The organism is Bradyrhizobium sp. 14AA (assembly GCF_054185205.1).
Genome location: NZ_JAVAYM010000003.1, coordinates 464,997 through 477,499, shown reverse-complemented (window position 1 = coordinate 477,499; position 12,503 = coordinate 464,997). Strand labels below are relative to the sequence as shown.

General features: G+C 58.6%; 9 protein-coding genes and 4 pseudogenes. 2 read left to right on the top strand and 11 right to left on the bottom strand.

The features are described from left to right. Positions 1–1,021 precede the first annotated feature (1,021 nt). The 5 genes from RAD15_RS09960 to RAD15_RS09940 all read right to left on the bottom strand — a co-directional run bounded on the left by RAD15_RS09960 (position 1,022) and on the right by RAD15_RS09940 (position 6,716). On the bottom strand, positions 1,022–1,435 hold the full coding sequence (locus RAD15_RS09960; RefSeq protein ID WP_458176743.1) for a hypothetical protein: 414 nt from the start codon (positions 1,433–1,435) through the stop codon (positions 1,022–1,024). A 19-nt stretch (positions 1,436–1,454) separates the two neighbouring features. Next, complete coding sequence (locus RAD15_RS09955; protein WP_458176741.1) at positions 1,455–1,655, bottom strand: hypothetical protein; 201 nt, start codon at positions 1,653–1,655, stop codon at positions 1,455–1,457. Positions 1,656–2,860: 1,205 nt separating this feature from the next. Beyond that, positions 2,861–3,730, bottom strand: coding sequence for a TauD/TfdA dioxygenase family protein (locus tag RAD15_RS09950; protein ID WP_458176739.1), 870 nt, complete (start codon positions 3,728–3,730; stop codon positions 2,861–2,863). 989 nt (positions 3,731–4,719) lie between these two features. Further along, on the bottom strand, positions 4,720–5,259 hold the full coding sequence (locus RAD15_RS09945) for a methyl-accepting chemotaxis protein (protein WP_458176737.1): 540 nt from the start codon (positions 5,257–5,259) through the stop codon (positions 4,720–4,722). Next, positions 5,217–6,716 carry a HAMP domain-containing protein gene (locus RAD15_RS09940; RefSeq protein ID WP_458176735.1) on the bottom strand — a complete coding sequence of 500 codons (1,500 nt, stop codon included), beginning with the start codon at positions 6,714–6,716 and terminating at the stop codon, positions 5,217–5,219. Before RAD15_RS09940 ends, RAD15_RS09945 begins: the two co-directional genes overlap by 43 nt. A gap of 556 nt (positions 6,717–7,272) precedes the next feature. Between RAD15_RS09940 and RAD15_RS09935 the strand changes: the two are divergent. Then, positions 7,273–7,479: pseudogene (locus RAD15_RS09935) on the top strand (aldehyde dehydrogenase family protein); the annotation flags it as partial. A 98-nt stretch (positions 7,480–7,577) separates the two neighbouring features. Beyond that, positions 7,578–8,604: pseudogene (locus tag RAD15_RS09930) on the top strand (IS110 family RNA-guided transposase). A 376-nt stretch (positions 8,605–8,980) separates the two neighbouring features. On the opposite strand, the pseudogene RAD15_RS09925 reads toward RAD15_RS09930, so the two are convergent. The 6 genes and pseudogenes from RAD15_RS09925 to RAD15_RS09900 form a co-directional block, all read right to left on the bottom strand. Next, positions 8,981–9,600 (bottom strand): annotated as a pseudogene (locus tag RAD15_RS09925) (IS66 family transposase); the annotation flags it as partial. Between the two features lie 103 nt (positions 9,601–9,703). Continuing rightward, positions 9,704–9,996 (bottom strand): annotated as a pseudogene (tnpB, locus tag RAD15_RS09920) (IS66 family insertion sequence element accessory protein TnpB). A 335-nt stretch (positions 9,997–10,331) separates the two neighbouring features. Further along, positions 10,332–10,448, bottom strand: a complete 117-nt coding sequence (locus RAD15_RS09915) for a transposase (protein WP_458176733.1) — start codon at positions 10,446–10,448, stop codon at positions 10,332–10,334. 94 nt (positions 10,449–10,542) lie between these two features. Beyond that, positions 10,543–10,938, bottom strand: coding sequence for a hypothetical protein (locus RAD15_RS09910; protein WP_458176731.1), 396 nt, complete (start codon positions 10,936–10,938; stop codon positions 10,543–10,545). Positions 10,939–10,977: 39 nt separating this feature from the next. Next, on the bottom strand, positions 10,978–11,100 hold the full coding sequence (locus tag RAD15_RS09905) for a hypothetical protein (RefSeq protein ID WP_458176729.1): 123 nt from the start codon (positions 11,098–11,100) through the stop codon (positions 10,978–10,980). Positions 11,101–11,513: 413 nt separating this feature from the next. Continuing rightward, a complete protein-coding gene (locus tag RAD15_RS09900) occupies positions 11,514–12,476 on the bottom strand; it encodes a D-2-hydroxyacid dehydrogenase (RefSeq protein WP_458176727.1) in 963 nt (320 codons plus the stop codon). Positions 12,477–12,503: the final 27 nt, after the last annotated feature.

Below are 12,503 nucleotides of genomic sequence, written 5' to 3'. Positions count from 1 at the left end.
CTCTCTTTGCGAGACATCCAGACCGACGTATTGCCTCATGACAGCTCCTCCGAATCGCTTGATTGCGAGAGCTCGACGATAACGGAGCTTTCGTGGCCGCGAGCGCTGACCGCAATTACGTCATCGTCCTCTAATTGCGGTTTGTTGCCAAGCTTTCCTTTTGAGCTTACCAGCGGCACGGCGATAGCGCTCGCGCTGTCGGAGCTGGTTAGGTTTGGGAGACGGTGCGAGCGCGCCTGACCGAGGGTTGATCCCTACGCCTTGGCACAGCTCGATCTGAAGGTTCATCAACTCGGTCGGACCTGCGAGAGGCTACGTCCGGCACTTCGGTCGACTCGTGGGTGATGAAGCCGCGATCGCGACCGCTAAATCAACGCAAATGCGAGCAGGCTGGAGCAGAGCAATGCGATCCCTGCAGCAGTCAGCGCCAACAGGCCACCGGAGACAATCGTACATGGAATCCCCTCGATCGCCTGAGAGAAAGCGGCCGTTACCAGCATCGGCTAAGTGATCCGGAATCATTACTCAAACTGGACGCATTCTTCCTGCTATTGTGGAGAGAGAATGCATTTTTTTCAGCGCGGCGAGGGGATGGTTCGCCGACTTGCGGCGAATAAAGGCGCTATCGAGTTGTCAGCCTGCATCTCGTAGCCTCGCACGCGAGATATTCCTCAGCCATCAGAACGAACTCACCTCGAGTTCGGGATGTGAGCGGTTTCATAATTTCATTGGGTCATTTCAGGTAGTCTTCTGCAATGCGCGGTCTTCTCATCCTCTTCACAGCCTTTGCCATCATGTTGGCGGCACGCAGCCAGCACCAAAATGGTTTCGAGCCGCTTCCGACCGGCCCGATGCCGCCAGTGAACGGTCCGTAGCCCGCTCTATCCGGCAAATGAACTGATGCACTGCATCAATATTGGGGAAGCCTCTTGACGCCTCCTTATACTCCCGATCTGCACGGCAGCCTTCGTAGCAAGCACATGGACGCAATATCGGGGAAGGGTCCACGGCGGTCGGCAAATCAGCCTTGCTGAATTCGGCCTACAACCCGTTCGCGGGCGGCGCGTCGCCGCTGGCGGCGTTCGTTGCGGCGCGATGCACTTTGCTCTGGCAGCCCGAGCATTAGCACTGACGGAGCGGCTGACTTGCAAGGAGCCTCTTCGGCCACAGGCTCTGGACGGCGCGAGCGGCCTTCCATGAACTCCAGAACTACCCGTCCCTTCCCGGTGATGCGCCACCCCCCATTTAGACGCTCCACCAGTTCTTGCGAGAAGATGTCCAGATCCGGCACGTGCGCGGCCAATCGCTTGGTTCGATCGACCCAGTCGCGTCCGCTGGTCGCAAGAATTGCCATGTCGCGTTTGAGGTCCGCCATCACTGCGAAGCCGTCCGGATAGCTTACCAGGACCTTCAGAACTGTGACCTGGAAATTCACGTCCCCATGCCTTTCGCGACTATCGCCACATCGTTGGCGCCTCAGCCAGGGCTTCACGTCCGATCTGCTTGAGGCGCTCGGGCGACGTGTCGCCTCGGGTGGCGGCTTCTAAAATCTTTGACGCGACATGAGCGCGAGCGCCTGTGTCATGACTGGAGATGTGTTCGCAGACCTCATCAAGGACTGCGTGCAGAAGCGCGGTGGTTGCAGGATCAAGCATAGGCCCCCAAGGGAAAACCCATCGTAGCGGAATCGCCATGGCCCAGAATTCAAGACTGTTAAAGCCGCAAATGACGCGGAGAGTCTAAATTCACAGTTTGCACTTGGCAAACGCGGAAAACGCGCGCCACACTGCCGTTCAGCTTCCCTCAAGGCCTGCGCGCTACTGACACGCACGGTTGGGCACGCTACTGAGCCATCTCGCGGTGCGGGAACTCGCCCTGACTGGATCTACGCACCTCCGACTCATATTTCGCTCAGCCGGCCCCTCTGACTGAACCACCAAGAAGTCATGAGGTCCCGCAGATCGGAGCTTGACCATCTACACCTGCCTCTTTCCCAGGAGATTCCGGCGGATCAAACCTGCTTTCCAATCCCTTCACTGCCGGCAACCGATTAATGGACGTCACAAATCCACCGTTTGCCGTGGCGAACGAGGCGGCAGTATCGGCGTCGGTTGCCCCCAAATTCTTGGAACGTTCGTGGCGTGACGTCATGGCCCTTCCCCCTTTTTTTTAACATTGCGGCGGCTTATGCAGTGGCTGAGAACAAACACTCACGAGCAGATCTGTTTGCCCGTAGCCGGATCATGGGTCGCACCCGGCCGCGATCAGTTGTAGCTGCTGTGGGATTGCGATCGCAGCTGCGGCAAACGCTACGGGCTGCTCGCACATGGTTCAGCCTCGGCGCGCTGCGTTGCTCTGTGATCGTTAAGGTGATGCAGACGCCTCCAACCCTATGCTTTTCTCAACGATTGCGGGCAGCCAACCGATGGGTCCATCTCTGACCATAAGTATCGAGCCTCAAAAGTTGAATGTCAGCAATTTGACCCGATACAGAGCAGCAATTTTGCGTCGAACTGCCAAACTCTGAAGTATTAGCTCGTCAAACGCAAACGCCGCCCGCTGCAAAGTGAGAGAACAGCCGGACTCAGTTCGGAATGGAGCGCGCCCGACCGATGAAATGTGGTGCCCATCGGGACTGCCGGCACGGCCGCTGCGGGCAAGACGACCGTATGCGGAGAACCAGAGCGCGCCATCAGATGTGACCGCGGTCTGGTCGAGAGCGCGCGAAAACTCGCAACCTGATTTCGTTTGGATACGCAGCGGGGCGATCTCAACGCGAGACTGTGACTTGCTCCTTGTATGAGAGCGCGACTCTGGTAGGTCAGAATCAGGCAGCCTCGCTGCCTGAGGCTTTGGCGTGTTACTGTGCTGCCCTTTGCGGCGACCATTCACGCTGGGCGATAGATCGCGAGCGAGGTTCTCGCGACATATTAGGCCCGCTCTGCTTGTCATCGATCGGATAGTGCCGGGCTGCGCGATTGTCCCATATTGCTATGTCTCCGACCTTCCAGCTCCACCGAACCGCATTTTCCGGCGCGGTGATATAGGACTGAAGCAGATGAAACAGCTTCTGCCCGGTATCCTTGTGCAATCCGACGAACCGCCCTTCGAATTTGCCGAGGGCAAGAATGCGCTCACCCGTCTCGGGATGGACTCCGACCACCGGATGGTCGACTTCAAGGTTTGCTTGAACGAACCCTTCATCCGGACACTTCGTGATTGCTTCGGTAGTTGCTAATTCCACAGCTTCCGCAGATTCATCACGATAAATTGCCCATAGTTCGTCGGCGAGCTTACGCAGCGGTTGCGGAAGGTCGAGATATGCAGCTCGCATATTCGACCAGGCCGCGTCGCGGCGATCGGCGGCGATCGCCACGGGCCGCAGAACGGAGAGTCCTGGATCGACATGGTAGATGATATTCGTCGACCAATGGTCATCTGAATCAATTTCGACGATCGACGCCGGTGCGGAAGGCGGGCTGAGCGGGGGCTGCGGACCCCGCTTGCCGAGTACAGTCACCAGGCGCTCGTACTCGGCGTCATCGAGATGCTTCTGGTCACGGAAGAAAATAACCTTATGCTCAAGCACCAGTTGATGGATGGCGCAGAGAACGTCCTGGGGGGAGTCGGCAGAAAGTCTGACGTTCACAATCTCAGCACCGAGCCGAGGCCCGCGCCTGATAATGTTTGCCCGCGGAATAGACGTCTCAACAATTCTCGCATTTCGCATCGTTCTATCCTCGTTTCTATGATCCAGTAGACAACACTCCGCCTTCGCCGATCGCGTGAGCGATCGTCGACTTGGCGTTTCCTGGTCCAGAATTCCGAGTTTCTTTTCGAGCAACGCCGCCGGGACTCTACCGCGGCACGATGATCTCGCTCTGACGTTGAACACGTAAGACCGATCTTCGCTCAGTCAATGAAACGAACTCGTTTTTGTTTCTGACGACGTGCAATGTTTCCTTCGCGGACGTCGCCATTACTGCAATATCTGCATTGAACGTGGCACAAACTATACATTTGTGGAGCTCATCGCAAAGTCTCAACCCGAAAACGTTCATTTCTTCTGATCGTCGGCTGACAGAGTCCGGACGCATGATCTCTGCCGGTAGAAGCGATCGTGAACTACTGAGAAACTGATACAGATTCATGACGAGACCACGGGCAGTCTCATCAAATTGAACCGGCGATCAAGCGGTCCGATCCGAGGAAGAGACCCGCTATCGCGGCGCTGAAACATCCGGTGAAGCCGTCATTCCGGTTCGCATGGTTGTTGTCCGACAAGACTCCTCGCCGTCTCGATGGAGATCATGCGGATCCACATTAAAGTCATCGACCAACTCGCAACCGGCGCGTCTGCGGCATCGGAAAGCCAGGTTCATGGAGCAAAGCTGCGAGCAACAGCGCAGTCATCGCCCCCTAACGCTAGTCGCGAACACCAAGAGACGGCCACGAACGGTATGATCGGCGACGTTGGCCACAAATCACGCATCGTGACTCGAATTTGAGCCCGGCCGCCGTTGCAACAACCTTACGGACGAGGCACTTTGCTTTCCATTCCTTGGGATGGGAAGGGCTTGATCGGAACGTTGCGGACGGCTCGCGCGGAGAACCGAGCGGTGGAGGCAAACGAAAAGCTTCTCGCGCCTCGTCAAGATGGCGAGTCGCAGCGGGGGGCGGAAAGAGGGATTAACAGATACGTTGTTCTAATAGGCGAGGCTAGGCGGCTTGAATCCCGCTGAGGAAGCAGTCTAGCTCGTGCTTTAGCCGGGAGCTTTCCCCCGACAACAGCTCAGCAGATTTGAGCACCTGTACCGATGCACCTCCAGTTTCTTTTGCGCGGTCTGTGACTGCGCCGGCGCTCGAAGCCACGTGTACGGTCTTGGCAGCCGCTTCCTGTAAGTTGAGCGCGATACTCTGCCCCGTCGCCTTCTGTTCTTCAATAGAACCGACGGCAGCCATGGCGATCTCCGAGATGCGCGTGATGATGACGCCGATCTCCGTAATCTCCCCGACAGCCTCGCTCGTCGCTGCCTGAATGCCACCAATCTGATCGCTAATCTCGACGGTTGCCTGCGCGGTTTCCGCCGCCAGAGACTTCACTTCTTGGGCGACAATGGCGAAGCCTCGGCCCAGGTCGCCGGCGCGCGCCGCCTCGATCGTCGAATTCAGCGCAAGTAAATTGGTCTGCCGCGCGATCGTGGCAATCAATTGGATCACGCTACCGATTCGCTCCGCCACGGCTGCGAGACTAGCCATACGCTGATCGCTGAGTTCGGCCTTGCGGACAGCTTGGCGTGCCATGCTGGAGACTTCCTCGACCTGTCGGCCGACGTCGGCGATGGTCGCCGCCATTTCGCGCCTGTCGCAACCGCGACGTGTTGAACGTTGACGGACGCTTCTTCCGAAGAGGCCGCCGCCTCGACCGAGAGTTTCTGACTTTGATCCGCCGAACACGTGAGGCTTCGTGCGGACGCTTCAAGCTGCGTCGAAGCGGATGAAACTGTGTCAATCACCTGCCCTATGGCCTCCTCAAATTCACCCGCGAGCCGAGCGATGTCGGCTCTACGCTGATTGGCAACCGCTCGATCCTGTTCGGCACTTGCATCCAGATCAGCTTGCGCCCTCTCGCTCGCTCGCAGCTTGAACATCTCGATCGCTTCAGCCATGTCACCGAGCTCATCTTTGCGCCCGAGGCCCGGCAGCATGACATCAAACCGGCCCTCGCCAAGCTGACGCATGGCCGAGGTCATTGAGGCGATCGTCCTGGCAAGCCGCTGACCAAATAGCAAAGCGAGCAGTCCCACGAGCGCAGTTCCCAGCCCTATTATCCAGAAAGACTTCCGCTGAATGTGATCAGCACGAGTACCCGCCAGATGCGAACGAGCGTCCGCAGCAGCTACAATCCTCATGAGCGTCGGATGAATGCGCTCGTAGATCTGCTCCAAGTCATCCACCTGGTCGTGCAGCGTCTGCCTTGTCACCATGAGCGACAGAAAGTCCGCCTTGTAAGCGCGGATCAGTGACTGGATTGAGGATTTTACCTCAGGCGGACGGTTGGCTTGCGCAAGAACGGTTTCAAATTCCGCCTCACACTCCACGAGTTGATCGCCATCCTTGTCTTCGCCGCGCAACATGAACTCATTCTCGTGGCGGCGCATCTTCAGCATCAATATCGCGAGCTGAGGCTGATTGAGCTCGCTCACCGGGAGCTCAACGGCACGCACCGCTTTTCGCAACTTGCCTTGAAATCCCTCGTTCTCGTTGAAGCCGAGGTTTCGTTGCGCCGAGACCACGTTCTGGAAGCGCGTTGCATAGAGATTAATGACGGATCGCAGAGAGGTTACCTCTTTCATGGGGCTATCGTCGGGCACGTCAGTCACGAATGCCTCGACATGGCTTAAAGCCGCGAGCTGGCGCTCATAATTATCCGCATGCTTTTTGATCGATTCTTCACTGGGCTTGCGCTCGAATTCGGTCGCAATTTGCCCAGACTCCAAAAATGATTGTGACAACGATACGACGTGGTCCTTAAATTCGTTGCTGGCATTCGACTCACGTTGCGCCACGCTCCCGTAGAGCAGGGCGGCAGCGCAGATTGCGCCCGTGACAATGACCCCTGAAATCCCTAGGAGTGCCAGCTGCTCGCGTAGCCCAATGCGGAATCCACGAGGCAGTGATGATATCCAGCGAATCGCGATCGCAAACTTGCTCATTTTGCCCCCTCAAATGACTGTCCTGACACGCCCGATGCTGGCCGGCGCTGTCGCGACACGCAGCTATGCTGCTAAATCGCCGAGCGCTAAATTTGTCTGCCAACTCGTTGACGAGGCGCTGACTAATTTAGATTGATTTCGAAATCCTGAAGCCGACGCTAGAAAGGCACGCACGCGTACACCAAGCGATTTGTTCGATGGCCGCAATGAACAGCAGCCAAGTTTGAACATTCTCGGAAGATTAGCTTCAAGGTAGCAGTTGCTGCGAGCTTGACGGCATTTGCGCATAAAAACTGCAGGATATCATAGCGAACGCCGCCAATCCTCCCGAATAATTGAGTATGCGATGTGGGCTTGCACGATTTGGCGACGTTTCGTGCAAGATTGGAGTTGCCAGCGAGTTCATCTTCTTACTGCGCTCCTATTCAGTGCCCTTCGGGGCGTTTCCTCCCTGACTTGGCCGCGCGGTATCTCGCGCGGCCATTTTTCGCTAAAGACCCGATCGCTCGGATTCGACCGCTCGCTAGGAGCAATGCGATGACCCTGACCGCGAGACGCCGCTCTGGCGCTTGTCGCCTTCGCCAAGAAGGCCGGCGAGCCCAAGGGTGTCTTTAACATCGTCACCGCGGATTCGCGGCCGATCGGCAAAGGTTCTGTGCAAGCATCCCGCCGCTTCGTCGGCTTCACTGGCTCGACCGAGGTCGGCAAGATCCTCTACCGGTACGCCGCTGTCGGCGTGAAGAAGCTCGGCCTCGACGGGGGTCAAATTTGAACACGATGACGTAATTGCGGTCAGCGCTCGAGGCACGAAAGCTCCGTTATCGTCGAGCTCTCGCAATCAAGCGATTCGGAGGAGCTGTCATGAGGCAATACGTCGGCCTGGATGTCTCGCAAAGAGAGACTTCGGTTTGCGTGGTCAACGAGACTGGCCAAACGCTTTTTGAAGGAAAGGCCAAGTCTGATCCCGGCGATCTGTCCAAGCTGCTTCGCAAACATGCGCCATTGGCGGAGCGCATCGGCTTTGAGACGGGCGCGATGGCAAGCTGGCTTTGGCACGAGCTTCGTAGGGTTGAACTCCCCGTCGTTTGCATCGATGCTAGACATGCGCACGCGGCACTGTCGGTCCGCATGAACAAGAGCGATCGAAATGATGCTCGGGGCCTTGCCGAACTGGTGCGGGTTGGGTGGTATCGAGAAGTCACAATCAAAAGCGAGGAGAGCCAAAAGGTTCGAGCGATCCTTGTTGCGCGATTCCGCCTTGTGTCCATACGCCGGGATATCGAGAACCAGGTCCGCAGTCTGATCAAGGAATGTGGGTTACTATTCCCTCGCGCGATTGGCCAACAGTTCCGTAACCAGGTCGGCGAGCTATTGGGCGAAGATCATCAACTCCTCAACGTGATCGGGCCGCTCCTGTCGATTCATGAGCATATCTGCCAGCAGCAGAGTAAATTCGACGACGAGGTCCGCCGATTGGCGAAGTCTGACGAGACGACGCGTCGCCTGATGACGGTCCCTGGTGTCGGCGTGGTGACTGCCTTGACGTTCCGACATACGATCGATGACCCGTCTCGCTTCCGATCGGCCTCGGCAGTCGGCGCCTATCTCGGCCTCACACCTCGGCGCAACCAGTCTGGTGAAACAGACACTAGCGGCAAGATATCCAGATGGGGCGACAGGCTTCTCCGAACTTACCTGTTCGAGGCAGCGACCGTCCTTCTCTATCGGACCAAAAAATGGTCTTCCCTCAAGGCCTGGGGAATGAAGCTCGCGAAGCGGATCGGTATGAAAAAAGGCAAAGGTCGCCATTGCCCGCAAGATCGCAGTGATCCTCCACTGCATTTGGGTCGATGGAACGTCGTTCGACTGGGGCCACGCGCCGGCCTGACCTTATTTTGTAAGCTCCTGGCCCGGTCCGCCGGGCCGGCGATGTCCCGCTGGGACGGTGGTCGTGGTGACCTCGGTCAATCGGCTGGTGGCGGCTCGTCCGCACGCCGTTGCAAACGATGAGGCACCCGATCCGGACATCATCATGAGGCGCTTGCGACCTCGGAAAGGACCATGACCTCAGCGAGGGCAGCGGATTGTTGAAATTTGGGTGAGGGCTAATCGACCAATACTACCGAGCTGGCTATCGAGCTACCAGCCGCGCTCGTCCCGTCTCCGCAACCCCGACCCGCTCCGACGGGCCGAGCGCTACCGTCTTGCCGAATGGCTTCAAAACGAGAGTTGACATCAATCCGCAATTAAAGGGCCGATTGACACTCGGAGGAGCGCGAGAGGGTTTCCCGCTCGCGGAGCAGCCAGGCGGGCATGTCGTCGAGCAGCGGCTTGCTTCTCTCCTGGCGCACGGCACGCCGCTCGTCGGCGCTGCGGCCGTTGATGGCGCGCTCGATCTCGAACAGGGCGTCCAGACGCCTGACGGCTTCCAGCGCGATCGGGGAGACCGGTTTGCCTTTCTGTCCGTCCCGGGCAGTTTTCTCGATTCAGCCAGCTCGAAGAAGCCCCGCCGCGCATGGGCCAGGCAAAATGCCGGCGTGATCGGCATCGCTTTCCTTTTCGGGTCGAACAACGGCTCGAAGCCGCTATAGCAATCCACCTGCAGGATACCGGCGAAGGCGGCCAGATGCTTCTGGGGATGTTCGCCCCGTCGGTCGCTCGAGGCGTAGTAGACCGCCGCCGGCGGCGGCGCAGGCCCACCGTAGGGCCGGTCATCCCGCACATAGGTCCAGATTCGCCCAGTCGTGCACTTGCTCTTGGCCAGGATGCGGATGGTGGTGTCGTCGCCATGAAGGCGCTCGGCCGCGAGCGCATGACGCTCGATCAGCTGGAACAGCGGCATGACGGCGAAGGTTCCGTGGCCGACCTGGTCGGCCAGCGTCGATAGCGGCACCAAGGCACTCACGAGGTCCGATGGAAGGTCGTCCGGCTTCGACGTCATGAAGCCATTGAATCAGATCACGTTGCAGATTCAAACCGTAAAGCGGCTATCCGACCCGCGTTGGTCGCAGCGTTTCTTGAGGGTTGCGCCAATCGATTCCGGACAACAGGTAGTTCATCTGCGCCGGTGAGATCGTCACTGCTTCGCCCGCAACCGATGGCCAGATGAACCTTCCTCTCTCGAGTCTCTTGGTAAACAGGCATGCCCCCTGGCCATCGTGCCAGATCACCTTCACAGATCGCTTCGGCGACCGCGGAAGACGAACAGATGACCGCTGAGCGGGTCCTTGCGCAGCACCTCCTGCACCTGGAGTGCCAACGGCGGAAAGCCACGGCGCATGTCCGTGTAGCCTGTCGCGAGCCACACTCGCGCGCCCGTCGGAACCGGGATCATCGGCGTACCAGAGCATCGAGAACGCGACGTAGCGCGTCTCCATCAACGTCGCCATCGACCCGGATGCGGTGCCCGCTACCAAGATCAATCTCGATGATGCCCTGGCTTCTCCGACGACGCGCCGTCGTCATCGTCACCAGCGCTTCGGCCACTTCCCGCGGCGATACAGACGGCCCAATCGCGACCGGCACGAACGGCGCTATACTCGCTTCGCCGTGCTTGCAAAGCTCTTTGCGCCACCTGAACAGGTGGCTCACATGAAGGCCAGCTACGCGAGCCACCTAGGAAACACTGGCTCCGGGCTCGAGCGATGCTGCAACGAGCCGCTCCTTCTCATCCTGCGACCACCGGCGCCGCCGCTCGACCGATGTGATCACCTCCGCCCTCGAAATCGTCATAGCGCTTCTCCTAGGATTACCCCTAGGACCTGCAGCGATCGCGTTCCTCAAACAAGGCGGCCCTCAATGGAGGGATACCCTTTGCGCATCACGCTTAACATCCGCCGGGTGATGAGCTTCGGCGCTCTCGCTCCTGGACGAGCACCGGACCGATAACAAGGTGGGCCGAAGGTAGCTCGTCTTCAACCACGTCGAGGGTCAAGAACCTGGCACGAACGCGGCCTTCGGAGAGTTCGTCGAGCTCGCGAAGCTGAGCTATCGAGCGGCCGAGGATTGTGACCGCGGCGCCCAAAGCCCCCGCCGCCGTCTGCGGCGCATGCGCACCGCCCCGCTCCCGATCACCACTATATGAGCTGGCTGAACGCTTGGCAGGCCACCGATGAACCAGCCGCCCGCCAGCACATCGCTTCAGGCCCGACCAGTGGCATCGATCGGAGGCCGGCCCACGACCTCCCTCATGCGGACAAGCAGCGGTGGTCGCTTTGGGCATCGGTCACGGCTTCGTAGGCGATTGTGGTGGACCCAGACTTCAAAGCTGCGCCCAATCAGTCGGCTGGGACTCCTTAACTTTTGCCATCGTATCGCTGGATGCAAAGACCTCGCGACCCGACTCCAAAATCATGGCGGCGGCCTTGGGATACTTGTCGTCCATTGCGCCATGCCCGCGCCAGCGGTGATCTCGACCACCACACTGTGACCTCAGATCGTCGCATTTGTTTCACAACCTCACTTGCAAGCCTACGCGGTATGCTAGCTTGGTGACGGCGGCTCGGGATTGTTGAGCGATCTGGCACAAGACGATGATGGTCGTAGGCCACGACTAAGTGCGCTCGCCTGCATGTTGGCGCGTCAAAGCCCGAGGTGAACTTCCATACTCCGGCGTTCCGCCCCCTATCTCCTCGGCACTGATCATGCGACGAAGCTACCCGCGATAATCAAAATCGATAGCCGCGCAGTAGCCCGAGCAGGGATAATCGTTACGAGCGACCGTCGCGATCGCGTCGTACATCCGGCGGATCCGGTCGTGACCGGCCGCATCGAATCAATCCCGCTGCGCATATGGCCTCAATAGCCGCGCCCCAGATCCGCGATGTTCTTCAGCGTCTGTCCCTTCATAAAAAGCTCGATGTTGTCGCCAAAGATTGAGAAGACTCGCTCCACATAGTTTGTTGGATTTCCCGCAGTATGAGGAGTTGCAATCACGTTTGGCATGTCCCACAGCGGACTATCCTGAGGCAGCGGTTCCCGCTCGAAGACGTCAAGCATAGCGCCGGCTATTACGCCTTGCTGAAGCGCCTTGATTAGTTCGGACTCCACAACGACACTCCCTCGAGAAATGTTGATTAGAAAGGCATCGCGCCGCATGCCGGCGAGCTCGGCTGCGCCGATGAGGCCCACGGTCTCGGCCGTCGCCGGCACAGCTAGGACCACGAAATCGCAAAGCGGCAGTAATTCTCTAAGTGCACGTGCCGGAAACAGGTGGTCGATACCCTCTACCGGGACAGAAGTTTCTCGGTCTGAGCCGACCACGGTCATTCCGGCGCTCTTCGCCCGTCGTGCGATCGTCGCTCCGATCGAGCCAAGCCCGACGACGCCGAGCGTCTTCTCGGCCAAAGGCGCCACACAGCACGGGCTCCATTTCCGTTCCGCCTGCTCGCGCAAGAGCCTTCGAAAATTCCAATGCAGCATCGTTACGCCGGCCATCACGAAATCTGTGATGATGTCAGCATGAATGCCGCGCACGTTGGTGACTATGATGTGCCCCGCCCGATCGCGGATCGGCAACATGGAATCGACACCGGCGTTAGTGCATTGGAACCAACGCAGCTTCTTCGCCTGATCAAAGAGTTCTACAGGAAAGCAAGACGCAAGCAGCGCGTCCGCATCTCCTATATACCGCTCCAGCCGTTCGGAATTCGGCGCCATGATGGTGCGAACCTGGGGGAAACGCTCTTCAATAAGCAGCGCGTAGGTTTCGGCAGCAGGGTGATTGATGACAATGGTAAGTACCGAAGTCTCATTGGGCATAATCATCTCCCTGAAGCGACGAGCTTA